22 protein-coding genes are annotated in these 22,834 nt (G+C 62.0%); 9 read left to right on the top strand and 13 right to left on the bottom strand.

Annotated features, from left to right (window positions below; all coding sequences use genetic code 11):
* Positions 1 to 133: 133 nt before the first annotated feature.
* A complete protein-coding gene (gene doeA / locus DOM27_RS06950) occupies positions 134 to 1,333 on the bottom strand; it encodes an ectoine hydrolase DoeA (protein ID WP_110655327.1) in 1,200 nt (399 codons plus the stop codon).
* A gap of 196 nt (positions 1,334 to 1,529) precedes the next feature.
* On the opposite strand from doeA, the gene ehuR reads away from it, so the two are divergent.
* The 5 genes from ehuR (at position 1,530) to DOM27_RS06925 (ending at position 7,020) form a co-directional block, all read left to right on the top strand.
* Positions 1,530 to 2,936: a MocR-like ectoine utilization transcription factor EhuR gene (gene ehuR / locus DOM27_RS06945; protein WP_110655326.1), complete on the top strand. Its 1,407-nt coding sequence runs from the start codon at positions 1,530 to 1,532 to the stop codon at positions 2,934 to 2,936.
* 128 nt (positions 2,937 to 3,064) lie between these two features.
* Positions 3,065 to 3,994, top strand: coding sequence for a 2-hydroxyacid dehydrogenase (locus tag DOM27_RS06940; RefSeq protein WP_110655325.1), 930 nt, complete (start codon positions 3,065 to 3,067; stop codon positions 3,992 to 3,994).
* A gap of 73 nt (positions 3,995 to 4,067) precedes the next feature.
* Entirely contained in the window at positions 4,068 to 4,787 is a 720-nt protein-coding gene (locus DOM27_RS06935; RefSeq protein WP_157956729.1) for a hypothetical protein, read from the top strand.
* A gap of 145 nt (positions 4,788 to 4,932) precedes the next feature.
* Entirely contained in the window at positions 4,933 to 5,862 is a 930-nt protein-coding gene (locus tag DOM27_RS06930) for a LysO family transporter (RefSeq protein ID WP_110655323.1), read from the top strand.
* A 150-nt stretch (positions 5,863 to 6,012) separates the two neighbouring features.
* Positions 6,013 to 7,020 carry a LacI family DNA-binding transcriptional regulator gene (locus DOM27_RS06925; protein WP_110655322.1) on the top strand — a complete coding sequence of 336 codons (1,008 nt, stop codon included), beginning with the start codon at positions 6,013 to 6,015 and terminating at the stop codon, positions 7,018 to 7,020.
* Between the two features lie 36 nt (positions 7,021 to 7,056).
* On the opposite strand, the gene DOM27_RS06920 is transcribed toward DOM27_RS06925, so the two are convergent.
* Positions 7,057 to 7,590, bottom strand: a complete 534-nt coding sequence (locus DOM27_RS06920) for a gluconokinase (RefSeq protein ID WP_110656372.1) — start codon at positions 7,588 to 7,590, stop codon at positions 7,057 to 7,059.
* A 397-nt stretch (positions 7,591 to 7,987) separates the two neighbouring features.
* Here DOM27_RS06920 and DOM27_RS06915 point away from each other — a divergent pair, with 397 nt between their 5' ends.
* On the top strand, positions 7,988 to 9,334 hold the full coding sequence (locus DOM27_RS06915) for a GntT/GntP/DsdX family permease (RefSeq protein ID WP_110655321.1): 1,347 nt from the start codon (positions 7,988 to 7,990) through the stop codon (positions 9,332 to 9,334).
* A 106-nt stretch (positions 9,335 to 9,440) separates the two neighbouring features.
* Here the strand turns inward: DOM27_RS06915 and DOM27_RS06910 are convergent, their stop codons facing one another.
* The 8 genes from DOM27_RS06910 to DOM27_RS06875 all read right to left on the bottom strand — a co-directional run bounded on the left by DOM27_RS06910 (position 9,441) and on the right by DOM27_RS06875 (position 17,976).
* Positions 9,441 to 10,610 carry a tRNA nucleotidyltransferase/poly(A) polymerase-related protein gene (locus tag DOM27_RS06910; RefSeq protein ID WP_110655320.1) on the bottom strand — a complete coding sequence of 390 codons (1,170 nt, stop codon included), beginning with the start codon at positions 10,608 to 10,610 and terminating at the stop codon, positions 9,441 to 9,443.
* Between the two features lie 34 nt (positions 10,611 to 10,644).
* Positions 10,645 to 10,971 (bottom strand): thiosulfate sulfurtransferase GlpE, encoded by a 327-nt coding sequence (gene glpE, locus DOM27_RS06905; protein ID WP_110655319.1) that lies wholly within the window; start codon positions 10,969 to 10,971, stop codon positions 10,645 to 10,647.
* A gap of 127 nt (positions 10,972 to 11,098) precedes the next feature.
* Complete coding sequence (locus tag DOM27_RS06900) at positions 11,099 to 11,983, bottom strand: symmetrical bis(5'-nucleosyl)-tetraphosphatase (RefSeq protein WP_110655318.1); 885 nt, start codon at positions 11,981 to 11,983, stop codon at positions 11,099 to 11,101.
* A 93-nt stretch (positions 11,984 to 12,076) separates the two neighbouring features.
* Complete coding sequence (gene apaG / locus DOM27_RS06895) at positions 12,077 to 12,460, bottom strand: Co2+/Mg2+ efflux protein ApaG (RefSeq protein ID WP_110655317.1); 384 nt, start codon at positions 12,458 to 12,460, stop codon at positions 12,077 to 12,079.
* A complete protein-coding gene (gene rsmA, locus DOM27_RS06890; protein WP_110655316.1) occupies positions 12,457 to 13,335 on the bottom strand; it encodes a 16S rRNA (adenine(1518)-N(6)/adenine(1519)-N(6))-dimethyltransferase RsmA in 879 nt (292 codons plus the stop codon). Before rsmA ends, apaG begins: the two co-directional genes overlap by 4 nt.
* Positions 13,336 to 13,350: 15 nt before the next feature.
* On the bottom strand, positions 13,351 to 14,358 hold the full coding sequence (gene pdxA / locus DOM27_RS06885) for a 4-hydroxythreonine-4-phosphate dehydrogenase PdxA (protein WP_110655315.1): 1,008 nt from the start codon (positions 14,356 to 14,358) through the stop codon (positions 13,351 to 13,353).
* Positions 14,358 to 15,317, bottom strand: coding sequence for a peptidylprolyl isomerase (locus DOM27_RS06880; RefSeq protein ID WP_110655314.1), 960 nt, complete (start codon positions 15,315 to 15,317; stop codon positions 14,358 to 14,360). The genes pdxA and DOM27_RS06880 overlap by 1 nt, the downstream gene beginning before the upstream one ends.
* A gap of 193 nt (positions 15,318 to 15,510) precedes the next feature.
* On the bottom strand, positions 15,511 to 17,976 hold the full coding sequence (locus DOM27_RS06875) for an LPS-assembly protein LptD (RefSeq protein ID WP_110655313.1): 2,466 nt from the start codon (positions 17,974 to 17,976) through the stop codon (positions 15,511 to 15,513).
* A gap of 446 nt (positions 17,977 to 18,422) precedes the next feature.
* Here DOM27_RS06875 and DOM27_RS06870 point away from each other — a divergent pair, with 446 nt between their 5' ends.
* The 3 genes from DOM27_RS06870 (at position 18,423) to DOM27_RS06860 (ending at position 20,701) form a co-directional block, all read left to right on the top strand.
* Complete coding sequence (locus DOM27_RS06870) at positions 18,423 to 19,454, top strand: aminoglycoside phosphotransferase family protein (protein WP_110655312.1); 1,032 nt, start codon at positions 18,423 to 18,425, stop codon at positions 19,452 to 19,454.
* Positions 19,451 to 20,170, top strand: a complete 720-nt coding sequence (murU, locus tag DOM27_RS06865; protein ID WP_110655311.1) for an N-acetylmuramate alpha-1-phosphate uridylyltransferase MurU — start codon at positions 19,451 to 19,453, stop codon at positions 20,168 to 20,170. The genes DOM27_RS06870 and murU overlap by 4 nt, the downstream gene beginning before the upstream one ends.
* 111 nt (positions 20,171 to 20,281) lie before the next feature.
* Entirely contained in the window at positions 20,282 to 20,701 is a 420-nt protein-coding gene (locus tag DOM27_RS06860; protein ID WP_110655310.1) for an OsmC family protein, read from the top strand.
* An 88-nt stretch (positions 20,702 to 20,789) separates the two neighbouring features.
* Here the strand turns inward: DOM27_RS06860 and coq7 are convergent, their stop codons facing one another.
* The 3 genes from coq7 to DOM27_RS06845 form a co-directional block, all read right to left on the bottom strand.
* Entirely contained in the window at positions 20,790 to 21,431 is a 642-nt protein-coding gene (gene coq7 / locus DOM27_RS06855) for a 2-polyprenyl-3-methyl-6-methoxy-1,4-benzoquinone monooxygenase (protein ID WP_110655309.1), read from the bottom strand.
* Positions 21,432 to 21,516: 85 nt separating this feature from the next.
* The gene (locus DOM27_RS06850) at positions 21,517 to 21,861 is read right to left on the bottom strand and encodes a histidine triad nucleotide-binding protein (protein WP_110655308.1); all 345 of its coding nucleotides are present in this window, start codon (positions 21,859 to 21,861) and stop codon (positions 21,517 to 21,519) included.
* Between the two features lie 47 nt (positions 21,862 to 21,908).
* On the bottom strand, positions 21,909 to 22,781 hold the full coding sequence (locus tag DOM27_RS06845) for a phosphoribulokinase (RefSeq protein WP_110655307.1): 873 nt from the start codon (positions 22,779 to 22,781) through the stop codon (positions 21,909 to 21,911).
* Positions 22,782 to 22,834 lie beyond the last annotated feature (53 nt).

The following is a 22,834-nucleotide window of genomic DNA, read 5'->3' as shown; positions in this document are numbered from 1 at the left end:
AACGGATGACGCGCCCTAAGCTCATCGCTGACAGGCGCGTCATGGAAAGGTAACAGGAATGCCGGGGCGATCCGTCAATGCGACCTTATCTTACGAACAACTGACGCGTCTTATTTGACGAACAGCTCGCGGCCTATTTGACGAACAGCTGGCGAGGGAAGTGGCAAAGCGGCTCGGCACCGTTTTCGGTGATCAGAATGCTCTCGGTGATTTCGAGCCCCCAGTCGTCCATCCACATACCGGGCATGAAGTGGAAGGTCATGCCGGGTTCGAGAATGGTCTCGTCGGACGGGCGCAGACTCATGGTGCGCTCGCCCCAGTCCGGCGGATAACTGATCCCGATCGGATAACCGCAGCGCGCGCCACCCCGGTCGAAGCCGTATTTGTCCATCGCCGAACCCAGCGCCAGGGCGATATCGGCGCAGCGATTCCCCGGCTTGGCTACGGCCAGGCCATTATCGATGCCTTCGAGCAGGGCGGATTCCCCCCGGATGAAGTCCTGCGGCGGTTTTCCCAGGAAGACGGTGCGCGACAGCGGTGCGTGATAGCGCTTGTAGCAGCCGGCAATCTCGAAGAATGTACCCTCCCCCTTGCGAAACGGGGTGTCGTCCCAGGTCAGGTGGGGCGCGGCGGCATCGCTGCCGGTGGGCAGCAGCGGCACGATGGCCGGATAGTCACCGCCGTATACGGTGCCATGCTCGTCGGTCCAGCCTTCGGTGCCCACACGATAGATCTCGGACACCAGCTTGCTCTTGGCCAGGCCGGGCTCGATCATCTCGATGATCCGCGTATGCATGCACTCGACGATACGCGCCGCCGTGCGCATGTAAGCGATTTCCTGGGGCGACTTGATCGCCCGGCACCAGTTGACCAGCGCCGTGGCGTCGATCAGCTGAGCATGCGGTAGCTCCTTGAGCAGGCTGACGTAAGCCTTGCCCGAGAAGTAGTAGTTGTCCATTTCCAGACCGACGTTGCCGGTATGCCAGCCATACTCCGGCAGCACTGACTGTGCCAGGTACTCCATCGGATGCATGTCCGGATTCTGAACATAGTAGTCGGGGTAGTAGCGCACGCGCTCGGCGTCCATCCAGCAGGTACGCCAGGCACCGTTGGCATCCTGGCGCCGCCCGTACCAGACTGGCTCGCCTTCCAGGCCTACCAGCACACACTGGTGCACGTAGAACGACCAACCGTCATAGCCCGTCAGCCAACCCATGTTGGAGGGGTCGCTGACGACGAGAACATCGATTCCGCGATTCGCCATCGAAACACGCACTTTGTGCAAACGGCTGGCGTACTCTTCACGCGAGAAAGGCAAGGAAACCTGAAACATGGCGTCACTCGACTAACGGGACTGAATGATCGAGACATCGGCCATCGAGGGGATCGGGTCGAATGTCCTGCCGCTTGCCGACCGGGTGAGAAATTGTCATGATTTAAACTACTGTATTCATGACAATTATCGGTCAATGCATCGGCGACGATAGTAGCATCGTCGCTCAGCGTGCCGTCAAAGGCTTTATTGCATCATGACAATCGACCTGACGCCCTTTCTCGGTGGGCACGGCCCCAAATACCTTTCCATCGCCCGCGCACTCGCCGAGGCGGTCCGCCACGGCGTGCTGACCCCCGGCATGCGCTTGCCTACCCATCGCGAGCTGGCCGAGACGCTCGGTGTCAGCGTGCAGACGGTATCTCGGGCCTATGAACAGGCGGAAAAGAGCGGTCTCGTTCAGGCGCGTGTCGGTAGCGGCACCTGGATTCGCGATGCCGAAGGCGACTCCGAAAACGAATACCTGCGCGCCCCGGCTGCGGTCACCGATGCCGCGCCGATCGATCTGTCGATCGCCCATCCCGTGTGTCCACCGTCTCATCATCGGCGCTTTCGGCAGGCGTTGGCGGAACTCGCCGAAACCGCCCACGCCGACGTCATCGGCGCCTGTCGCCCCATCGCTGGCTTGCAACATCAGCGCGAGCGCGCCAACGCCTGGCTGAAGGAGCGCCTCGGCGTCCCCGGTGAGACCGACGACCGGCTGCTCTGCAACGGCGCCGCCCACGGGCTGATGCTGGCGATCGCCACGGTCGTGCAGCATGGCGATATCGTGCTGACGGAGACACTGACCGACCACGGCCTTATCGCCCTGGCGCGCACGCTCGGCTTTCAGTTGCACGGCGTGGCGATCGACGAACAGGGCGTCATTCCCGAAGCGCTGGAGGCGGCCATCGTCAAATACCGCCCGCGCGCCGTCTGTCTGACGCCGACCCAGCTCAACCCCACCGGGGCCACCATGGAGAACGCCCGGCGCGATATCGTGGCCGATATCCTGCTGCGTCACGACGTCTGGCTGATCGAGGACGACGTCCATGCATTGCTGGAACCCGCGGGGTTGATTCCACTGACCGCCCGCCTGCCCCAGCAGAGTTTTCACGTCACCAGCCTGACCAAGGCGACGGTACCCGGGCTGCGTGCCGGCTACCTCAGCGTGCCTCGCGGCCAGATGCATCACACCTTGCCTCGCCTGCGTGCCACCAGCTGGATGGCGACGCCGCTGGTCTTCGAAATTGCGGATTACTGGCTGGCCAGCGGCATGGTCGACACCCTGGCGCATGAGCAGCGCCAACTGCTGGCGGAGCGTCAGGCAATGGCCGCCCGCAAGCTGGCGGGCCATGCCATCGAATCGCGCCCCAGCAGCCTGCATATCTGGCTGGCGCTGCCGGAGCCATGGCGCGCGGAAGAGCTACAGCAGCAGGCGCGTCAGGAAGGCGTCGCCATCACCACCGCGCAGCCGTTTCTGGTCGAGCAGTCCGCCATGCCGCGCCGCGTGCGTATCAGTCTGGGGGCCGAGCCGGACCTGGCGCGTCTCGCCAGCGGGCTGGACGTGCTGAGCCAACTGCTGGGCGAAGCGCCGCCGCCGATGCTGGAAATCGCTTATTGAAGGCCACGAGCTGCGCAAACAGCGTCAACTGATTAGCAAACCCGCCAAGCTGCACGCATCGATTTCTTTCGCCATGGACAACCTGCCATGATGGCGAACGCCAACAATAGAGCCGCAACGGAGCCGAGATGCGAGTCCTGATCTATCACAACGATGCCGAGCAATGGCGCCACATTCTGCGCGAGCGCCTGCCGACCGCCGAAATTTTCGTCGCGAAGGACAGCGGCAACCCGCAGGTCGATTACCTGGTCGCCTGGAAGCCGCCAGCCTCGGTCTTCGACGAACAGACGGCGCTCAAGGGCATCGTCAATCTGGGTGCCGGGGTGGATGCCCTTTTACAGAACCCCTCGCTGCCCCGCGAGCTCCCCATCGTCAAGCTGCGCGACGCCGGTATGGGCGAGTTGATCGGCGACTACGCGCGCTACGGCGTGCTGCATTTCCAGCGCGACTTCGACCGCTATCGACGCCAGCAGGCGACGAGCGAATGGCGCGAGGTTCCGGTCGTCGACAAGCCCGACTGGCCGATCGGCGTGCTGGGTCTCGGCGCCATCGGAACCCGTGTCGCACAGATTCTCGCTACCGATGGTTACCCGGTCCATGGCTGGAGCCGCTCTCCCAAGAAGATCGAAGGCATCAACTGTCATCATGGCGATGACGGGCTCGACACGCTGCTGCGACAGGTCAAGACGCTGATCACGCTGCTACCGGATACCCCGGCCACGCGACACATCATCGACCGCGACAATCTGGCCAAGCTCCCCGCCGGTGCCAGCCTGATCAACCCCGGTCGCGGCACGCTGATCGACGAGCCCGCCCTGCTCGACGCCCTCGGCGTGGGAGAGTCCGAGGGTCGTCTGCGCGGCGCTCTGCTGGATGCGTTCCCGAATGAACCGTTGGCCGCAGACAGCCCGCTATGGCGCCATCCGCGCATTCTGATCACCCCGCACATGGCCGGACCGACCCCGATCGGCGCCGCCGCCGACCAGGTCGCCGACGCGCTGGATGCGATGTCGAAGGGCAAGGCGGTCAAGACCATCGATCCCGACGCGGGGTATTGAGCGGCTCGGCCGGGGGAACCTGGCCGAATGATTAGCGTCTCAGAGGCATCCTCTTTTCATGATCGGAGCTTCGATGCCGACGAGCGTTTTCAAACCCCGTTTCACTACCCTGATGCTGGCAGTCCTTTTTCTCTGGAGTGGTTCGGTGTTGGCCGCGCCGACGCCATTCACCGCCCACTATCAGCTCGACATCAACGGCTGGCCGGATGCGACGATTACCCACCAGCTATCGCGCGTGGGCAATGACTCGCATCCCGGCGATGTGTGGCAGAGCGCCATGAGCGCCAGCCTCAAGGTCGCCAGCGGAGAAGAGCGCGGGCGCTTCCAGTTGGACGGCGATCGCGTGCAGGCGCTGGATTACACCAGCGCTTATTCGCTGGTGGGGATCGGCGACGAATATCATCTGGATCGGTCGCAGCTGCAGTCACTGCCGGACCGCCAGACGGCACTTTTCGAGCTGTCGCAGAAAGCCCCCGCAGCCCGCTGTGCCAGCCCGCAGGTTTCGCCCTGCGAGCTCGACTACCAGAATCACAAGGGCAAGACCGAAACACTCTACTATCGCGTCATCGAGCAAGCCGACATCAAGACACCCGCCGGTAATTTTCCGGGCGTTACCGTGGACACCTGGGATCCGGAAAAGCGTGACCGCCATCTCTACTTTACCTTCCATCGCGAGATTCCCGGTCTGCTGCTGAAGATGCGTTACGTCCGTGAAGACGAGGAACGCAGCCATCTGACGCTGACCGACCTCACTCTCTCCAAGTCCGACAGGATCAAAAACGAAAGACCGTAACGTCCTGGCGAGCAAGAATTGCTTGGCTTTTCTTCCCTCTTCAGCCCGTATCCTCTAGAGTCTTTAGCCATTCACGGGCGCCGATTTATCGGCGTCCGTTTTCGTGTTGTGCTCGCTTTCCCTTGATCCCGCGCCTGGAGTCGGCATGCTGCTTGGACTGTTGTGGATTCTGCTCCCTCTGATCGTGGGCTACCTGATTCCGGTCCGGCAATCTGGCCTTCGCCAGATGATCGACCGCGGCGTCAGCGCGTCGGTCTACGTGATCCTGCTGTTGATGGGCATCAGCCTGGGTGGGCTCGAGGATCTACTCGGCCAGCTCTCACGTATCGGGTCCACGGCACTGGTCCTGTTTCTGGTGATCTCGCCGATCAACCTGCTGGCGCTGGCCTGGTTGTCGCGTCAACGACTGGCGCGTCGGAAATCGCAGATGAATAGCGAAAACAGCGCAGCTCCCGCTGGCAAATTGCAGGCAATAATGGGGTCGTTGCAGTTGGCGGGCGTCGTGCTAGTCGGCGTATGCCTTGGTGCTGGCGCTCAGGCTCTCGGTTGGCGCCCGGCCGCACTGGCGGAAACACTCGCCACCTGGGCACTCTACGTCCTGCTCTTCCTGATCGGCTGTCAGTTGCGCAATTCCGGCCTCGGGCTGCGCCAGATTCTGCTCAATCGGCTGGGGCTGGCGATCGCGGTAACGGTCTTCCTGAGTTCGATGCTGGCGGGGCTGATTGCCGCGCCACTGCTGCAGCTGCCCTGGAACGAAGGCATGGCGATGGCGGCAGGATTCGGCTGGTATTCGCTCTCCGGCATCCTGATCGGCGATCAGCTCGGCCCGGTTCTCGGCGGTGCGGCGTTCTTCAACGATCTGGCGCGGGAACTGCTGGCCTTCCTGCTGGTGCCGCTGTTCATTCGTCGCGCGATGCCGCTGGCCATCGGCTACGCCGGCGCCACCTCGATGGATGTCAGCCTGCCGGTGATCCAGCAGTACGGCGGCATCACCTGTGTACCGCTGGCTATCGTCAGCGGCTTTCTGCTGTCGCTGTTGTCACCGCCGCTGATTCTGTTGTTGCTGTCTTTCTAACTCCGAGCTTTTCTTCTGACCTCACCAACAGCCATGCCTACGACCATGGCCCAAGGGAAAGGGTCAAACCTGGCATGATAATCTGATCCGAAGTTACCGGTAACAATTGCAATAACAGCCGATCATGGCCATCGACTTTCGGGGACTCCCATGCCGCGTCGTTCGTCAGGGCGCGTCACGCTTCAGCATATTGCCGAACGTGTCGGCGTCACCAAGATCACGGTGTCACGCGCCCTGCGTGAGCCCCATCTCGTCTCCGCGGCGCTGCGTTTACGGATCGAATCCGCCATCGACGAGCTCGGCTATATTCCCAATCATTCCGCCGGCGCGCTGGCCAGCGGCCGCTCGCACAGCGTGGCGCTGCTGATTCCCTCGCTCTCCAATTCGGTGTTTTCGGAAATTCAGCGAGGTATCGAGGAAGGGTTGAGTGAAGCCGGTTACCAGGTACTGATTGGCCACACCGGCTACTCGATTCTCGAGGAAGAACGGCTGATCGACACCTATTTGCGCTATGGCGTGGAAGCGCTGATTCTTCCCGGCTCCCGCCACACCGATCATGCTCGCCGCCTGCTCACGCGCGCCCGCGTACCGGTGGTCGAGACGCTGGAACTGACCGAAACGCCGCTGGACATCAACGTTGGACTCGACCAGCACGAAGCCGGCAAGGCGATGACGCAAACGTTTCTCGATCAAGGCTATCGTCGGGTCGGCTTTCTCGGCGCACGCATGGATTATCGCGCGCAGTTGCGTATGGCGGGATGGGAAGCAGCCATGCAACAGGCGGGACTCTCGACCGAGCGCTGCCTGACGACGCCCCATCCTTCGTCTTACCGGCTGGGTGGAGAGATGCTGGCGTCGATGCTGGAACGCTGGCCGGATCTGGAAGGCATCTTCTGCGGCAACGACGATCTCGCCGCCGGGGCGCTGTTCGAGTGTCAGAGACGTCGTATGAACGTCCCGGGTCAGTTGGCGCTGGCAGGCTTCAACGGCCTGGACATCACCGAAGCGACCTCACCGCCACTGGCGACGGTGGTAACCCCGCGACGCCGTATCGGGGAGACCATCGCCACACGCTTGCTGGCCCGACTTCAGGGAGCACCGCCAACCCCGATCAGCGAGAACCTGGGATTCCAGATTCGACGTGGCGGCAGCCTGTGACGAATGTCTCGAATCCAATGATCACAGCGTGGCGTTTTACCGCTCCGCGGCCAGAAAGCGCTTCTCGAGTTTCAACACCGCTTCATTGACCACCTGATCGAGGGTACCGGTGATATCGACGGTGACGGCTTCGTCAGCGCCCGGTGCCTCGAGCGTCGCCAGCTGGCTGTCGAGCATCGCTTCGCCCTTGAAGAAGTGATCCCGACGCGACTGAATGCGCTGCAGCAGCAGCTCGCGATCACCGGCGAGATGGACGAAGGTCAGTGCCTCGTCCCCTTTTCGAAGGATATCGCGATAACGACGTTTCAATGCGGAACAACCGATGACCAGCGTCTCCCCTTGCGCCTGGGCTTCAGCCAGAAACTCCGATAACCGGTGCAGCCACCCGGCTCGATCGTCGTCGGTAAGAGGTTCGCCTTGGGACATCTTGGTGACACTTTCCGGTGAGTGATAGTCGTCTCCGTCCAGGAAACGCCCTCCCAGTGCGGTCGCCAGCCGCTGTCCGACTTCGGTCTTGCCGCAGCTCGATACGCCCATCACGACGATGCGCTGACCCATCTTTGCGTCCATGACGTTGCCTTCCGATTGATACGTGTGTGAATGATGCATGAGGGAATCATGCATAGATGATTTTTGCACAGGCCGTCATGCCTGTGTCATTGATGTCGGTTCGCCGCCGACTTTCCTCTTTCTGTTGTCTTCCATCCCTGCCCCCTTCCATCCCTGTTCTCTTCTATAGCGCTAGGCAGCTTCGATCGATTCGAAAACTCAGGGCCTGAAACCAATATGACGATTGTGTGCCCTAAACCAATTCAGCCAGGCTTGTCTCTACATCTTTAGGCGCATTGTTGGGATCATATTGTTACCGGTAACATCCATTTTCTCCAACTCCACCGCGAAGCACAACGCCACCAAGGACGTATATCCAGTCCTTGCATCGCTTGTTCTCACCAAGGATTTCACTGCCATGGATAGCCCCACTTCCCTGATACTTGCCGCGCTGGGCAGCATCATCGTGCTGCTTTATCTGGTCATGAAATTGCGCCTGCACGCGTTCGTCGCCCTGCTCGTCGTCAGCGGGCTGGTCGGACTGTTCACCGGCATGGACGTCGACCAGATACTGGACACGGTCGAAAAAGGCATGGGTGGCACGCTAGGCTTCGTTGCCACCGTGGTCGGCCTGGGTGCCATGTTCGGCAAGATGCTGGAAGTCTCGGGCGGTGTCGACCGTCTGGCCAGCACGCTGCTCGATAAATTCGGCGAAGATCGCTCTCAGTGGGCGATGGGCGTCACCGGCTTCCTGGTGGCGATCCCGGTCTTCCTCGATGTGGCGTTCATCATCCTGGTGCCTTTGATCTATGCCCTGACGCGCCGCACAGGCCGCTCGCTGCTTCATTACGGCATTCCGCTGCTGGCCGGTCTTGCGGTGACGCACTCGTTCATTCCGCCGACGCCAGGCCCGATTGCCGTCGCCAAGCTGATCGGCGCCGATCTCGGTTACGTGATTCTGTTCGGTGCCATCGCCGGTCTGCCGGCCATGATCATCGCCGGCCCGCTATTCGGCCGCTGGATCGGCAAGCGTATCGATGCGCAGATCCCCGAGTACATGGAGCTGCCGAAAAACGACATCGATACCATCGGTCTGCCCAGCTTCAAACTGATCCTGTCGATCATTTTGCTGCCGCTGGCACTGATCGTGCTCAACACCGTTTCCGGGTTGATCCTCCCGGACGACAGCTCGCTACTGGCAGCCCTGACGTTCCTGGGCCATCCGTTCGTGGCACTGACGCTGGCCACGCTGCTTGCCTTTACCCTGCTTGGAACACGCCGTGGCATGACACGTGAACAGGTCATGGAGGTTGCCACCAAGGCGTTGGAGCCGGCCGGCATCATCATTCTGGTCACCGGCGCCGGTGGCGTGTTCAAGCAGGTGCTGATCGATTCCGGGGTGGGCGAAGTGATGGGCAACATCATGGCCGACAGTGCCCTGCCCCCGATTCTGCTGGCGTTCCTGATCTCCGCCGCCGTGCGCGTGATTCAGGGGTCGGCCACGGTCGCCATGATCACCGCCGCCGGTCTGATGGCGCCGGTCATCACCACGCTCAATCTCGATGGCCCGGTGCTCGGCCTGCTGGTGATCTCGATCGCTTCCGGCGCCACGGTGCTGAGCCACGTCAACGACTCCGGGTTCTGGCTGGTTAACCGCTACTTTGGCCTCACCGAAGCACAGACGCTGAGAAGCTGGACGGTGATGGAAACCATCATCGGCCTGGTCGGACTGGTCATGTCGCTGATCATCGGGTTGTTCCTCTAAGCCGGCCTATTGCCAAAACTATCGCCTAAAGCGAGACAATCGAATGCAAAGCGCCCGCTGCGTGAATCACGTAGCGAGCGCTTTCGTTACCGATGTCGGCCTCTCTTTAGCGCGCTCCCAGTGCTTCCCGCACCGTTTCCTCACGCCGCCGTGAAAGCTCCTCGCCAAGCGCTGGCCCGCGAAAGCCTTCGTCGAGCAGCGCCTGGGGCAATATCTGCGCGGCCAGCCGCCAGGCCAGTGCCAGGTCGTCCGCCAGTTCGCCGTCGTCGTGCGCGATCAGGGCCAGCAGCGGCGCCACCCGCTCCGGCCGTCGCCAAGCATCGATGGCGTCGAGCCAGGTCATGATCGCTTCGGCGCGATCACTTTCGGCCGCGGGTCGCCCCTCGCCCAACTGCTGACGCAAACGGCGAGACAGGGCGGCGAGACGCATGGCATCCCGGTACGCATTGGGCGCCTTGACGGCGTCGTTGAGCCGGGCCTGTTCGACGTCCTCGAGATGCTCGCCGAGTCGCGCCCAGCGCCACAGCGCCTGCTGCGACGTCGTGGACTCGTCCGGCACGCGACCGAGCCTGGCAATCACGTCGGCCAGTGCCGGCGTCGCCAGCGGCGGCATCAGCTCGGCCAGTGCCCCGCAGTCGTCGAGCGTCTCGAAGTAGGCGCCGGGGTCGGCTTCGCCGAGGGCCTTGTGTGTCTCGGTCCAGACGCGTTCGGCGACCAGATGACGCATCTCGCCACTGGCCACCAGCTGACCCATCAGCGCCTGGGTTTGCGGGGCGATCGTGAAACCCAGTTTGCGATAGCGGGCCAGAAACCGGGCCGCCCGCAGCACGCGCAGAGGATCTTCGACGAACGCCGCCGAGACGTGCTTGAGCTGTCCGGCGGCGAGATCGGCGGCGCCCCCATAGGGGTCGATCAGCTCGCCGTCCGGCGTCTCGGCCATGGCGTTTATGGTGAAGTCGCGCCGCGCGAGGTCAGCCTCCAGCGTCACGTCGGGGCTGGCGTGAATCTCGAATCCGGTATAGCCGTGGCCGTGCTTGCGCTCGGTGCGCGCCAGCGCATATTCCTCAAAGGTATCGGGATGCAGAAAGACCGGGAAATCCCGGCCGACCGATTTGAACCCGCGTTGACGCATGATTTCCGGCGTCGCACCGACCACGACCCAGTCGCGATCGCCGACCGGCCACCCCAGGCGAGCGTCGCGAACAGCGCCACCGACCAGATAGACTTCCAGTCCACTGAGACGAGGATCGGGACGTGAATCGGGTTGCGTGTTCATCGTCTGGCTCCGTAGTCAAGTTCGGGGCAAAAACTTAACGCTCGACGTTTTCGGGCCGGCGATGCTCCCAGTCCACGAATCCACCATCCAGGCTGTAGACCTGGTCGAAGCCCTGGTCGGCGAGCCAGCTCGCGGCTTGCTGGCTGGAGTGGCCGTGATAGCAGACCACAACCAGTGGCGTCTCGCCGGGCGTCTTGTCCACCAGCTCAGCTACGGTGGTGTTATCGAGATGGCGGCTGCCGGGGATATGGCCTTTCGCAAAGCTCAACGGGTCGCGAATATCGACCAGCTGCAGCGAGCGCCCTTCGCTCAGCCATTGCGCCAGCGTCGTCGGGTCGAGATGTTCGAAGGACTGGGTCATGGATCACTCCTGGATTGGGCTCGGGACAAGATAGAGGGGGCTCGGGATGAAATAGGTGAGGCCCGAAACGAAATAGACTGACCCCTGAGCTAAAAAAGGTCGGGCTGGGCGAAACAGCCCGGGCAACTCAGCGACCGACAGCGCTGGCAAGTACTTCGATGCGTTCGCCGCTGGCAAGGTCGATAGCGGTCAAAGTACCACCCCATACGCAACCGGTATCCAGAGCTTCCACGTCGATCCGGGCCCCTGGGGTGTGCCCCTCCAACGCGGCCCAATGGCCGAAAAGCAGCGCGGGCTCATCACCACCGACAACGTCACCGTTACGCGGATAGGTAAACCAGGGTGCGTAGCCCGCCGGGGCGCTGTCGAGCCCCTCCTTGGCAGCGAAGTCCAGGGTGCCGTCGTCGGCAATGAAACGCATGCGGGTGAAGACGTTGATGATGGCTCGGATACGATCATGACCGGCCAAATCAGACGTGAATCGTGCCGGAACATTGCCGTACATCACGCTCAGAAAATCATCCACATCATCGCCACACAGAACGGCTTCGGCCTCGGCGGCGAGTTCGCTTGCCTTAGCGATCGACCACTGCGGCAACAACCCGGCGTGGGTCATCACATAGTCTCTGTCGACATAGCCATTTTGAATAGAGCCGCGGGCAACAGGGTCTCGCCCACCATCAGCAACCATCAGCGGCTGACGGCGCAGCCATTCCAGCATCTCGGTTCGATCCGGGGCATCGAGAATCGCTGTCAGCGTGTCATGGCGCTTGAGCTTGCCGTGACCACGGGCCACCGCCAGCAAATGCAGATCATGGTTGCCAAGTACCACGCTGGCGGCACCATCCAGCGCCACGCTCCTGCGCAGGCAGCCGAGCGAATCGGGGCCACGGTTGACCAGATCGCCGGCCAGCCAGAGATGATCCCGCGAGGGCGAGAAATCGAGACGCTCGAGCAAGGCTTCGAACTCGGCGTAACAGCCATGCAGATCGCCGATTGCGTAGGTGGCCATACTCTATCCTCGTGATGATGGTCCGATCCTGGCCCAGAATCGAATCCCGATCGGAAGCAGCCGATAGCGGATGCTAGCCAAGACTGCCGATAATCAGTGGATCTGATTGGGTCCGGCCAGACGAAACGGTGCGATGGCGACATCGAAGGAGGCCTGGCTGGACAGATCGACACAGGTATAGCTGCCCTGCATGACGCCCACCGGACATTCGATCACCGCACGACTGGTGTAACGGAAGCTGTGTCCGGCGGCGATCGTCGGTTGCTTGCCGACCACGCCGTTGCCGCGCACTTCCTGCACCTTGCCGTGGCCCTGGGTGATCTTCCAGTAGCGCGACAGCAGCTGTACGCTGCGCTCGGATTGGTTGTGGACCGTCACGGTGTAGCTGAACACGAAGCGCTTGTCGCTGAGCGACGATTCGTCTTCGCGAAACTCCGGCTCGATGTCGACCGTGATGGCAGGAGGCGCTTCGCTCATGACGGCTTCCCCGTTACAGGATTGCTCGTTGAATGAGTGTCCATCGGATCGCCGTCCGTCGCATCCGCGGCCGTCAGATAATTACTGATGGCGACCAGCTCGTCGACGCGCAGCGTCTGCGGGCGGCGCCCGGGATCGATACCCAACGCTTCCAGGGCCTCGACGTCGATAATCCCCTTGAGGTTGTTGCGCAGTGTCTTGCGCCGCTGACCGAAGGCCTGTCGCACCACATCGGAGAAATGCGCCTCGTCATTGGCCGGTGACGGCAGCTCCGAAAACGGTGTCAACCGCACGATCGCCGAGTCGACCTTGGGCTGCGGCACGAAGGCATCCGGCGAAACCACGAACAGCGATTCGACCTCGCAGTGATATTGGGTCATCACCGATAGCCGGCCCCAGTTGGTCCCTCCGGGTTCTGCCGCGAGGCGCTCGACCACTTCCTTCTGCAGCATGAAATGCATGTCGGCAATCGCCCCACGGGACGCCAACAGATGGAAGATCAACGGCGTCGAGATGTTGTAGGGCAGATTGCCCACGACTCGCAACTGCCGCCCGTCCTTCTCGGATAGCTCGTGAAAATCGAACTTGAGCGCGTCGCCTTCGTGGATCGTGAAATCAGGATAATCGTAGAACTGGACCCGCAGACCGGGGATCAGATCCCGGTCGAGCTCGATCACCTCGAGCGCCCCGGTGGCCTCGAGAATCGGGCCAGTGAGGGCGCCCTGCCCCGGCCCGATTTCCACCAGGCGATCCCCGGCACGCGGGCCGATGGCCCGCACGATGCGCGAGATCACTCCGAAATCCTGGAGAAAATTCTGACCGAAACGTTTCCGGGCGCGAGGCAACGGGGAGCGATCGGAGGAGCGTGTAGACATGAAAAACGAATTCCTTCAGTGGGCGCGGGCGGTCATCTGACGAGCAACCTGCAATGCGACCCGAAGGCTACCCACGTCGGCCAGACCACTTCCGGCAAGATCGAGCGCGGTGCCGTGATCGACGGAGGTACGCACCATACCCAGACCCAGCGTGATATTGGCGGCCTGCCCGAACCCGGCATATTTGAGTACCGGCAAGCCTTGATCATGGTACATCGCCAGCACGGCGTCGGCGTGATCGAGATGGCGTGGCGTGAACAACGTATCCGCCGGCAGCGGGCCGACGATATCGAGACCCGCCGCACGCAGCCGGTCCAGCGCGGGGATGATGATCTCCAGCTCCTCTCGGCCTAGATGACCGTCCTCGCCCGCATGCGGGTTGAGTCCGCAGACCAGTATCCGAGGAGCGGCGATGCCGAACCGCCGAGTCAGCTCCTCGGCCAGAATGCGGGTGACGCGAGTCAAGCCCGCATCGGTGATCGCGCTGGACACTCGGGAGAGCGGTAGATGAGTCGTTGCCAATGCTACTCGCAGCGGCCTGACGGTACGTTCGGTGGCCAGCATCATCACCACCTCATCGACACCACAAGCATCGCGCAGATATTCGGTATGCCCCGTGAAACCGGCGTGTCCGCCTTCGATGATCGCGCCCTTGTGCAGCGGTGCGGTCACCATGGCATCGGCCACTCCCCGCCGACAGGCCTCGATGGCGACATCCAAGGTCTTCAGCACGTAATCGGCGTTGGCGGGTTCCAAACGACCCGGTGTCGAAGGTGTCGCCAGCGCCACCGGCCATACCGGCAGCCGGCCGTTGACCGGCACCGGCAGCGGATCGCCGGGGTTCACAATCTCCAGCTCGATCGGCCAGCCCAACTGCCGTGCGCGTTCGGCCAAGAGATCAGGATCGCCCACGGCGACCACTGCCGCCTCGAGTCGCTGCCAGTCACGAGCCGCCGCCAGGGCGAGCTCGGGACCGATACCGGCGGGCTCGCCGGTGGTCAACGCCAGTACCGGGAATGCCATCAATCGTTATCGAGGCGGTTGTCGATATAGGCGCTGGCACGGATCTCCTGGGTCCAGGCCTCGATCTCGTCGCTGACCTTGCGCTGGAAGATCGCCTGGCTGGCCTGATCTCGACTCATATCGCCACCGTCACCACCGCGAGTATCAAGCAGCTTGACCAGGTGGAACCCACTGGGGCTGCGAATCGGCTCGCTGACCTCGCCCTTGGAGAGATCGGGAATCACGTCGGCAAAAACGGACGGAATCTGTGCCGCCTGTCGCCAGCCGAGATCGCCGCCTTCGAGTGCCTGGGAATCATCGGATTCGGCCACTGCCAATTGCTGGAAGTCGGCGCCATCCTGAAGCTGCTGGTAGACCTTCTGCGCCTCTGCCTGAGCCTGGGTCACCTGATCCGGTGTCGGCGACTGCGGCACGGCGATCAGTATCTGCGCCAGATGATAGGCGACGTTGCTATTCTCGCTGCGCTGCGACAGGAAGCGGTCGACTTCACGATCGGATACGGTGATCTTGCTGGCCACCTGGCTCTGCTGAACCTGCCGAACCAGCAGCTCACGGCGAACCTGTTCGCGGACTTCGGCCAGACTCTGGCCCTGCTTCTCCAGCGTATCGGCGAACTCGTCCAGGCTCATGCCGTTGTTCTGGGCGATACCGCGCATGGTGCTGTTGAGCTGGGTCTCGTCGATGCTCAGCTTGGCGTCGTCGGCCATCTGCAGTTCGATCTGTTCGACGATCATGCGATCCAGCACCTGGCGTTCCAGCGCCTGCTCGGGCGGCATCTGGATATTGTTGCTTCGAAGCTGATCGCGCGCCTGGGCAACACGACTTTCGAGCTGACTGTGCATGATGGCATCGTCGTTGACCACGGCAACGATACGATCCAACGGCACGACCTCCGCCATTGCGGGCAACGGGGATAACAGCATTCCCAGCGCCAAGGGGATCCATACTCTAAGACGCATGCCTACCTCTCTTGCTTTGATGGAGAGGCGGATCCCGAGGGGCCCGCCCTATACGTTAATTGACTGACGTTAGTGAACTGAATGGTTCGTGGCTTGACTGGCGTTCGTTGGCCGACGGATCGACGTTCGTTGATCGACGAACGTCGACAGCCTGTTTCTCTATTCGTTCGGCTATCAGCAGGCCGCACGACGATCAGAACTGCGTCGCCTGGTAACCCGGTACCGATCGCGCGAAGTAGCTGTCGGCATTCTGACCGACGCCACCTAGCCCCTTGAACACGAAGCGCAGAAACAGACCCCGGTCAGAGTAGTCGTCGTCGATGGTGCTGGCGGTGTCATTGTCATCGACCCACTCACGCCATACCACCTGCACCGCACTACAGCAGCTATTGAACTGGACGCCGGCCAGCGTTTCCAGATCGCGACTGTTGGTGTTGTCGTACAGATAGCGTCCGATCAGATCCAGCGATGACGTCGCCTTGTAGGCGAACGAGACGTCGAAGTCTTCACGGTTGTAGTTGAGTCGGTCCTCTTCATCGCCGGACGGATCGAAACCTTGGAGCTGCCAACGATAGCCAAGGTTCACTACGTGACCGGCCGGGCTCAGATACTGGAGATAGGCCGAAGCCTTTTCGGTCTTGGAGCGGTCCGCATCGTAGAACCATTCGTAACGCGAACGCCACTGGTCGTTGATTCGCCAGTCCAACTGGGTGATGACCGGTGAACGATCACGCGTGGCCCGGTACCAGTCTTCGTAGTCGGTTTCCTTGTTCGGCAACGTATCCGGATCGCCCTCGATATCGATATTACGATCGGAGAAGTAGGCGCTCTGTCCCACCGAGAGGGACAACCGCTCACGTCCGGTATCGTCCTCGAGGAATCGCGTCGAAGCCCCGTAGGAAAGCTTGTTGACGTCGCCGACGCGGTCGGATCCGGTAAAGCGATACGGCGACCATAGCTGACTCCAGGAAATCGCCCGCTCGTCGGTATCAAAGTCCGGGAATTCCGACTGGTCGCGTTCCGGCACGTAGGCATAGTAAAGACGCGGCTCGAAGGTCTGCTTCCACTGCTGATCGAACAGCGACACGTCGCGCTCGAAGATCAGGCCTGAATCCAGCGACGATACCGGCACCGTGCGCGAGAGACTCTCGTCGCGGTCGGTGTCTCGGTTGCCATAGTCGAGCTGATAGTTGGTCTGCCACAGCTGGAAACGCGGCTCCAGGAAGCCCCAGCTGGGCTGTCCACGCCAACCGACGGCAGGCGTCAGATTGACGCGAGAGCCATTGGCCGCTTCGCGCAGACGAATCTGGCGCGTGTCGCCGGTCTCTTCGTCTTCCCAGAAGCCGTCGCTGTCGACACCGTGCAAGTCGCGCCAGAAGTAGGTCGCGTTGGAATTCCACTCCTGATAGAAACCGTTGTCCTGATCCCAACGCGCATTGGCGGTCAGGCTCGGTAGCTTGTAGTAAGGCCTATCATCCTCGTCCAGCGGATAATCCAGACGCTGGTAGCCCTGCGCCCGCGCATCGAGATTCCAGGTCGTGCCCTGATAACTCAATCGCGCCAGCCGCTCGAGGTATTCGGTGTCCTGCTCGCCGAAGTCGCGTCCGAAATCTTCGAAATAACGCCCGTCGCTGGCAGCGCCATAGCGCATGGCATAATCCAGTCGATCGGTGAACCGGCCGTAATGGCTGTAGTCGATGTACCAGCGATCCTCGCCATCGAAAGCGTCATTCGGATCGTTGGGGTTCTCGTTTTCACCGCCGCTATCGTTGGGCAGGTAGGCGCCTTCGATGGTCCCCTGATCGCTGCCGAACAGATAGCGGAACTCACCGCCCAGCATGAAGCCGTGATCGGTGATGGCACGCGGCGTGATCGTGGCGTCGTAGTTGGGAGCCAGGTTGAGATAGTAAGGCTGGCTGTAGTCGAGACCGTCACTGGAGATCCCCATCGTCGGCCACAGGAAGCCGCTCTGACGCCGATCGTCGATCGGGAACCTTACCCACGGCCAGTAGAAGACCGGGACGTCGCCCATCTCAAGCCGCGCATTGGAGGCTGTGCCGAAACCCTGTTCACGATCGATGGTGACGTCACTGCCGACGATACGCCAGAGGCGGCTATCCGGTGCGCATGTGGTGAAGCTGGCTTCGGTCATGCGATAGCGGCCGTCGTTGAGACGCTGCATCGATTGAGCATCACCGCGCAGACGCTGATCGTGGACCACATAGTGAGCGTCGTCGATACGAGCGGCATCGCTGTCGAGCGATACCTGGCCCTCTCCGCCCCGCACCAGCATGCCGGGATAGCGGATCGTGAGCGGACCTTCGGCAAATGCCGTATCCCGAGCCGCGTTGACCCGCACCTGCGGCGACTCCAGCTGGCTCTCGCCGCGACGCAGCACCACATTCCCGCCCAGAATGGTTTCGCCATCGTCGCCATACTCGGCCGATCCCGAGTTGGACAGCACTTCTTCGGGAGTCTTGCCTTCGGGCAGGAGATAGCCCGGCTCGATATAGCGGCCACCACACAGTTCGCCGGCCGGCGCTTGATCGCCCCATGGGGCCCAATCCAGTTGATCCGCCGGTAATGGCGCGGGGGGCGCCGCCTGAGCCGTCGATGAAATCAGGCCAGTCAGGGCAGTCCAGACCAGTCGCTTGCCCATGTCCTCTGTGTCCTTGCCGAGTGAAGCCGGTAGTATACAGACCTCGACGGGAGTTGCCGCGAAGCCATTCCTTATTGAACCGTCTGGGCCTTGGCCGAGCCATCCAGCGGAATCCGACGAGGCCCTTCGATTTAGTGACCCAAGCGATTCAGCGAGGCGTCTAAATATGGCGGTGACTTCGTGTCCGTCGCCGCCTATGCGATTTGGCGACGCTGGGCAAACGCGGCACACTGGCCACCAGCCGCGGTGCCATCGTCACGGTCGTTCTGCAAGATGCCGTGGTGCCACCAAGGTGGCGCACGGTTCGCACCGCGAGCCCACAATGGAGCCCAGCATGCGGTGCCATTCCCGGCCCGTCAACTCGCTGCGGCGCCGGCTAACGCCGATGCAGCATAACTACCGTTATCACGATCGCTACACGACCCCACCAACGACCGGAAGCCTGCATGACCTTGCGCCTTGATGCTCTTCGCCACTGGATCGCTGCCCGACATCATCTTTCACCACAGACGTGTCGGTTGGAGGCGGTCGCCGGTGATGCCAGTCTTCGCGGCTACTGTCGCGTGATCTTCCCCGACGCCAGCACCCGGATCGTCATGGATGCGCCGCCGACGCTGGAAGACAGCCAACCCTTCGTGGCCATCGGGCGTGAGTGGCACGCGGCGGGCTTGCCGGTGCCGACGATTCACGCCGTCGATCTCGAGCAGGGATTCATCGAGCTCGACGACCTCGGCAACGACAGCCTGCACCACCACTTCGATACGGACGCCGGCGCCCGCGCGGCCACGATGCGGGCGCTAGACGTGCTCGACGAGATCGAGCAGCACGCCCCGAGCGCGTCGCTGCCACGGTATGACCTCGACTTTCTCGAAGAGGAGATGGATCGTTTTCCCGAGTGGGGCCTGACACGCTGGCTCGGCATCGAGACGCCGCCGCAATGGCCGACGGTCAAACGTTACCTGCTCGACACTATCGCAAGGCTTCCCACCGTCGCCGTGCACCGCGATTTCGATGCCATGAACCTGATGGTTTACCGGGACCGACTGTGGGTCATCGATTTCCAGGGCGCGCTGGCCGGCCCGCTCGGCTACGATCTGATATCGCTGCTGCGAGGCCGATATCATCGCTGGTCGCGGCGAGAGATGGATGACTGGATCGAAGATTTCCACCAACGATGTGCCAAGGCCGGGCGAATCGCACCGGATCTCGACGTTGAAGGCTTCCGGGCCGGGGTCGAAGCGATCGGTGCCCAGCGTCAGCTCAAGATCCTGGGCCAGTTCTGCCGCCTCTACCTGCGCGACGGCAAGCCGCGCTATCTCGAATGGCTGCCCCACTTCTACGCCCATCTCGACGAAGGCCTGGCCGCACTGCCGGCGCTCGGCGAATTCCACCGCTGGCTGCGCGATACTTATCGCCCGGCAATGGAGGCACGCCTGGCCGAGCATCATGCGGCCATCGGCAGTGGAGCCTCATCATGAAAGCGATGATTCTCGCCGCCGGCCTCGGCACGCGGATGCGCCCTCTCACCGATCACTGCCCCAAGCCGCTGCTGCCGGTGGCCGGCAAACCGCTGATCGTCCATCATCTCGAGCGCCTGGCGGCAGCAGGAATTCACGACATCGTGGTCAACGTCAGCTACCGCGCGCAGCAGATCATCGACACGCTCGGGAACGGCGAGCGTTACGGCGTATCGCTGACCTTCAGTATCGAGGAGACACCGCTGGAGACCGCGGGCGGGCTACGCCAGGCGCTACCCGAACTGGGCGAGGCCCCTTTCGTGCTGGTCAACGGCGATGTGTGGACGGATTTCCCGCTCGAGCGACTCGCGTTGACCAAAGGCGATCTGGCCTCACTGGTGATGGTGGACACGACCGATTTCCATCATCGCGGTGACTTTCATCTCGATACTCGCGGCCGCCTGCATGCCGAGGGCGAACCGCGACTGATCTATGCCGGCCTGGGTATCATCCACCCCAATCTGATCGCCGAACTGCCGAACGGCGCCGTCGCCAAGCTTGCCCCGCTGCTGGTCGAAGCGATGCAGGTCGGCCGTGTCGGCGGCTGGCATCATCGCGGCGACTGGGTCGATGTCGGCACCCCGGCTCGGCTGGCCGAACTCGAAGCGCGCCTGGTTTCGAATTCAGCCGCGCCCCAACCCGGCGCCACCGGTCTTGATGACGCCTGGCAATCTTGATGTTGCCCAGATAGAACAGCCGATTGGCGGGAATGTTATCCTGCCGTCATCGACCCACGAACGATTCGATACGCGATTCGACACCGAATTCCACAGCAAGGAACCCTCGTCATGAAAGCCACAGTCAAATGGACCGACGGTCGCCAATTCGTCACCGAATCCGGCAGCGGCCATAGCGTCGTCATCGACGGCAATCCCAACGATGGCGGTCGCAACACCGGCCCGCGTCCCATGGAAATGGTGTTGATGGGGCTGGGCGGCTGCACCTCGTTCGATGTCATTCAGATTCTCGAGAAGGCACGCGCCGACGTCACCGATTGCGTCGCCACCCTGGAAGCCGAACGCTTCGACGGCACGCCCAGCGTATTCACCAAGATCCACGTTCACTTCGTCGTTACCGGCAAGGGGCTGAAGGACGCCGTGGTCAAGCGCGCCGTCGACCTCTCCGCCGAGAAGTACTGCAGCGCCTCGCTGATGCTGGCCAAGGGTGGCGTCGAGATCACTCACGATTACGAGATCGTCGAAGGCTGAGATCGGCCCGCGCGACGCCGGATCGCGTTCTCCCCAAACGCAAAAGCCAGCGACGTCGCTGGCTTTTGCGTTTTCAGAAAGACGAACGTCAGATTCGATAGACGCTCGTCGTCATGACCTTCGACACCAGCCGCATGCCCCATTTCAGCGGCAACGGAAAGCGCTGGCCACCGGACTCGAGCGCCGAAAGCTCATGCTGCGCTTCGTCGATGCGCATCTGTTCCAGCACCGCTCGCGAGCGCTTGTCGTCGATCGGCAATTTACGCAGATGAGCTTCGAGGTGCCGCCCGACCTGCTCCTCCGTCGCCGCGACGAAGCCGAGACTCACTCGATCGCCAATGGCACCGGCCAATGCGCCCAGCCCGAAAGAGGCGGCGTAGAACGCCGGGTTGAGATAGCTGGTGCGACTATCGAGCTCCTGCAGACGCTGATCGCACCACGCCAGATGATCGATCTCCTCCGCAGCCGCCTCTTCCATGCGCTTACGAGTCTCGGTCAGCCTGGCCGTCAATCCCTGGCCCTGATAGAGCGCCTGGGCACACACCTCGCCAGTATGATTGATGCGCATCAACCCCGCGACCTGATGACGCTGCTCCTCGTCCAGGGCGCTTTCGGGCTGGACGTTGGCCGGCGAGGGTCGACTCGGCTGGGCGGCCTTGGGCACTAGCGTGCGCAGCACGGTATCGAACTGGTGAATCAGATTATCGGCGCGAGAAATCTGGCGAGTCATCGATGCCTCCTGGCAATCTAGCAGCTGAACAAGGTCGGTCACTGTCGGCGAACGGGTAGAAGATGCGCCTCAAGCGCGTCTTCATTCAGCCCGGCGGCCATTGCATCGAACGGCCACCCAGCAGATGCATGTGGATATGATAGACCGACTGACCGCCCGCTTCGTTGCAGTTCATCACCACTCGATAACCGTCTTCGGCGAATCCGAGCTGCTTGGCCAGCCTGGCCGCGGTGTACTGTAGCCGCCCGACCAGCGCCAGATCGTTTTCCTCGATGTCATTGAGAGTGGCGATCGGTTTCTTGGGGATGATCAGAATATGTGTAGGCGCCTGCGGATTGATGTCGTTGAACGCCAGCACATCGGCGTCTTCATAGACGATATCCGCGGCTATTTCGCGATCGATGATCTTGCTGAAGAGTGTCGGCTCCATGAAAACTCCTGAGTTCGAGATGATTCGCCGGTATCGGCGGCTGGACCTCAGCGAAAGCGCCGCTGAGCCAGCAGTTGGCGCACCTGGGGCGCGAGGATCAGATCCATCGCCAGCGACAGCCGTGCGCCTGGCACGACCAGCGTGTTGGGGCGGCTCATGAAGGCATCATGAATCATGGTGACCAGATAAGGAAAGTCGACGGCCGCTGGGTCCCGAAAACGAATCACCACGAATGACTCTCCGTCGTTGGGCACATCCTGTAGCTCGAACGGATTCGAGGTATCGACCGTCGGCACACGCTGGAAATTGATGTGCGTTCGCGATAGCTGAGGCTGGATATAACGCACGTAATCGTGCATGCGGCCCAGAATGGTATCGATGACCGCTTCCTGAGAATAGCCGCGCAGCTTGGTATCGCGATCGATCTTCTGCAGCCATTCGAGATTGATGGTCGGCGCCACGCCGATCAGCATGTCGACGTGCCTGGCAATATCGACCTCATGGGTCACCAGCCCGCCATGAAGCCCTTCGTAGAGCATCAGATCCGTGCCGCTGGGAATCGGCTGCCAGTCGGTAAAGGTCCCGACCTGCCAACCCGCTTCGATCATGCGCTTGTCTTCGGCATGGATGTAGTGGCGATAGGTTCCCTTGCCGTTCTCGCCATACTCCTGAAACAGTCCGTCGAGCTGATCGAGCAGATTCGCGTTGACCGAAAAGTGCGAGAGCTCGGCCTTGCGTTCCGGTTCGGTCTGCAGAATCTGCGCCAGCTCCGCCCGCGAATAGCGGTGGAAGGCATCACCGTCGATGAACGCGGCGTGCACGTCCTCACGCGCGAACATTCGCTCGAAGGTTCGCTTGACCGTGGTGGTACCTGCCCCCGAGGAGCCGGTCACCGCGATGATCGGAAATTCACGCGACATGCCCGGTCTCCCTCGCGACAGGATTCGACGAAATCCCGTGGCCGCTCTTAGGC

It is taken from the genome of Salinicola halimionae, from assembly GCF_003206065.1.
Lineage (GTDB): Bacteria > Pseudomonadota > Gammaproteobacteria > Pseudomonadales > Halomonadaceae > Salinicola > Salinicola halimionae.
This window is presented reverse-complemented; position numbering and strand designations above follow the sequence as displayed.

What these genes read in the sequence shown, in the direction of transcription:
- doeA (WP_110655327.1), bottom strand. Translation starts at nt 1,333, where the DNA reads ATGTTTCAGGTTTCCTTGCCTTTCTCGCGTGAAGAGTACGCCAGCCGT.
- DOM27_RS06900 (WP_110655318.1), bottom strand. Translation starts at nt 11,983, where the DNA reads ATGGCCACCTACGCAATCGGCGATCTGCATGGCTGTTACGCCGAGTTC.
- rsmA (WP_110655316.1), bottom strand. Translation starts at nt 13,335, where the DNA reads ATGTCTACACGCTCCTCCGATCGCTCCCCGTTGCCTCGCGCCCGGAAA.
- DOM27_RS06845 (WP_110655307.1), bottom strand. Translation starts at nt 22,781, where the DNA reads ATGTCGCGTGAATTTCCGATCATCGCGGTGACCGGCTCCTCGGGGGCA.
- murU (WP_110655311.1), top strand. Translation starts at nt 19,451, where the DNA reads ATGAAAGCGATGATTCTCGCCGCCGGCCTCGGCACGCGGATGCGCCCT.
- DOM27_RS06880 (WP_110655314.1), bottom strand. Translation starts at nt 15,317, where the DNA reads ATGCGTCTTAGAGTATGGATCCCCTTGGCGCTGGGAATGCTGTTATCC.
- DOM27_RS06875 (WP_110655313.1), bottom strand. Translation starts at nt 17,976, where the DNA reads ATGGGCAAGCGACTGGTCTGGACTGCCCTGACTGGCCTGATTTCATCG.
- DOM27_RS06910 (WP_110655320.1), bottom strand. Translation starts at nt 10,610, where the DNA reads ATGAACACGCAACCCGATTCACGTCCCGATCCTCGTCTCAGTGGACTG.
- glpE (WP_110655319.1), bottom strand. Translation starts at nt 10,971, where the DNA reads ATGACCCAGTCCTTCGAACATCTCGACCCGACGACGCTGGCGCAATGG.
- ehuR (WP_110655326.1), top strand. Translation starts at nt 1,530, where the DNA reads ATGACAATCGACCTGACGCCCTTTCTCGGTGGGCACGGCCCCAAATAC.
- DOM27_RS06925 (WP_110655322.1), top strand. Translation starts at nt 6,013, where the DNA reads ATGCCGCGTCGTTCGTCAGGGCGCGTCACGCTTCAGCATATTGCCGAA.
- DOM27_RS06860 (WP_110655310.1), top strand. Translation starts at nt 20,282, where the DNA reads ATGAAAGCCACAGTCAAATGGACCGACGGTCGCCAATTCGTCACCGAA.
- DOM27_RS06935 (WP_157956729.1), top strand. Translation starts at nt 4,068, where the DNA reads ATGCCGACGAGCGTTTTCAAACCCCGTTTCACTACCCTGATGCTGGCA.
- coq7 (WP_110655309.1), bottom strand. Translation starts at nt 21,431, where the DNA reads ATGACTCGCCAGATTTCTCGCGCCGATAATCTGATTCACCAGTTCGAT.
- apaG (WP_110655317.1), bottom strand. Translation starts at nt 12,460, where the DNA reads ATGAGCGAAGCGCCTCCTGCCATCACGGTCGACATCGAGCCGGAGTTT.
- DOM27_RS06870 (WP_110655312.1), top strand. Translation starts at nt 18,423, where the DNA reads ATGACCTTGCGCCTTGATGCTCTTCGCCACTGGATCGCTGCCCGACAT.
- DOM27_RS06930 (WP_110655323.1), top strand. Translation starts at nt 4,933, where the DNA reads ATGCTGCTTGGACTGTTGTGGATTCTGCTCCCTCTGATCGTGGGCTAC.
- DOM27_RS06850 (WP_110655308.1), bottom strand. Translation starts at nt 21,861, where the DNA reads ATGGAGCCGACACTCTTCAGCAAGATCATCGATCGCGAAATAGCCGCG.
- DOM27_RS06940 (WP_110655325.1), top strand. Translation starts at nt 3,065, where the DNA reads ATGCGAGTCCTGATCTATCACAACGATGCCGAGCAATGGCGCCACATT.
- DOM27_RS06920 (WP_110656372.1), bottom strand. Translation starts at nt 7,590, where the DNA reads ATGGACGCAAAGATGGGTCAGCGCATCGTCGTGATGGGCGTATCGAGC.
- pdxA (WP_110655315.1), bottom strand. Translation starts at nt 14,358, where the DNA reads ATGGCATTCCCGGTACTGGCGTTGACCACCGGCGAGCCCGCCGGTATC.
- DOM27_RS06915 (WP_110655321.1), top strand. Translation starts at nt 7,988, where the DNA reads ATGGATAGCCCCACTTCCCTGATACTTGCCGCGCTGGGCAGCATCATC.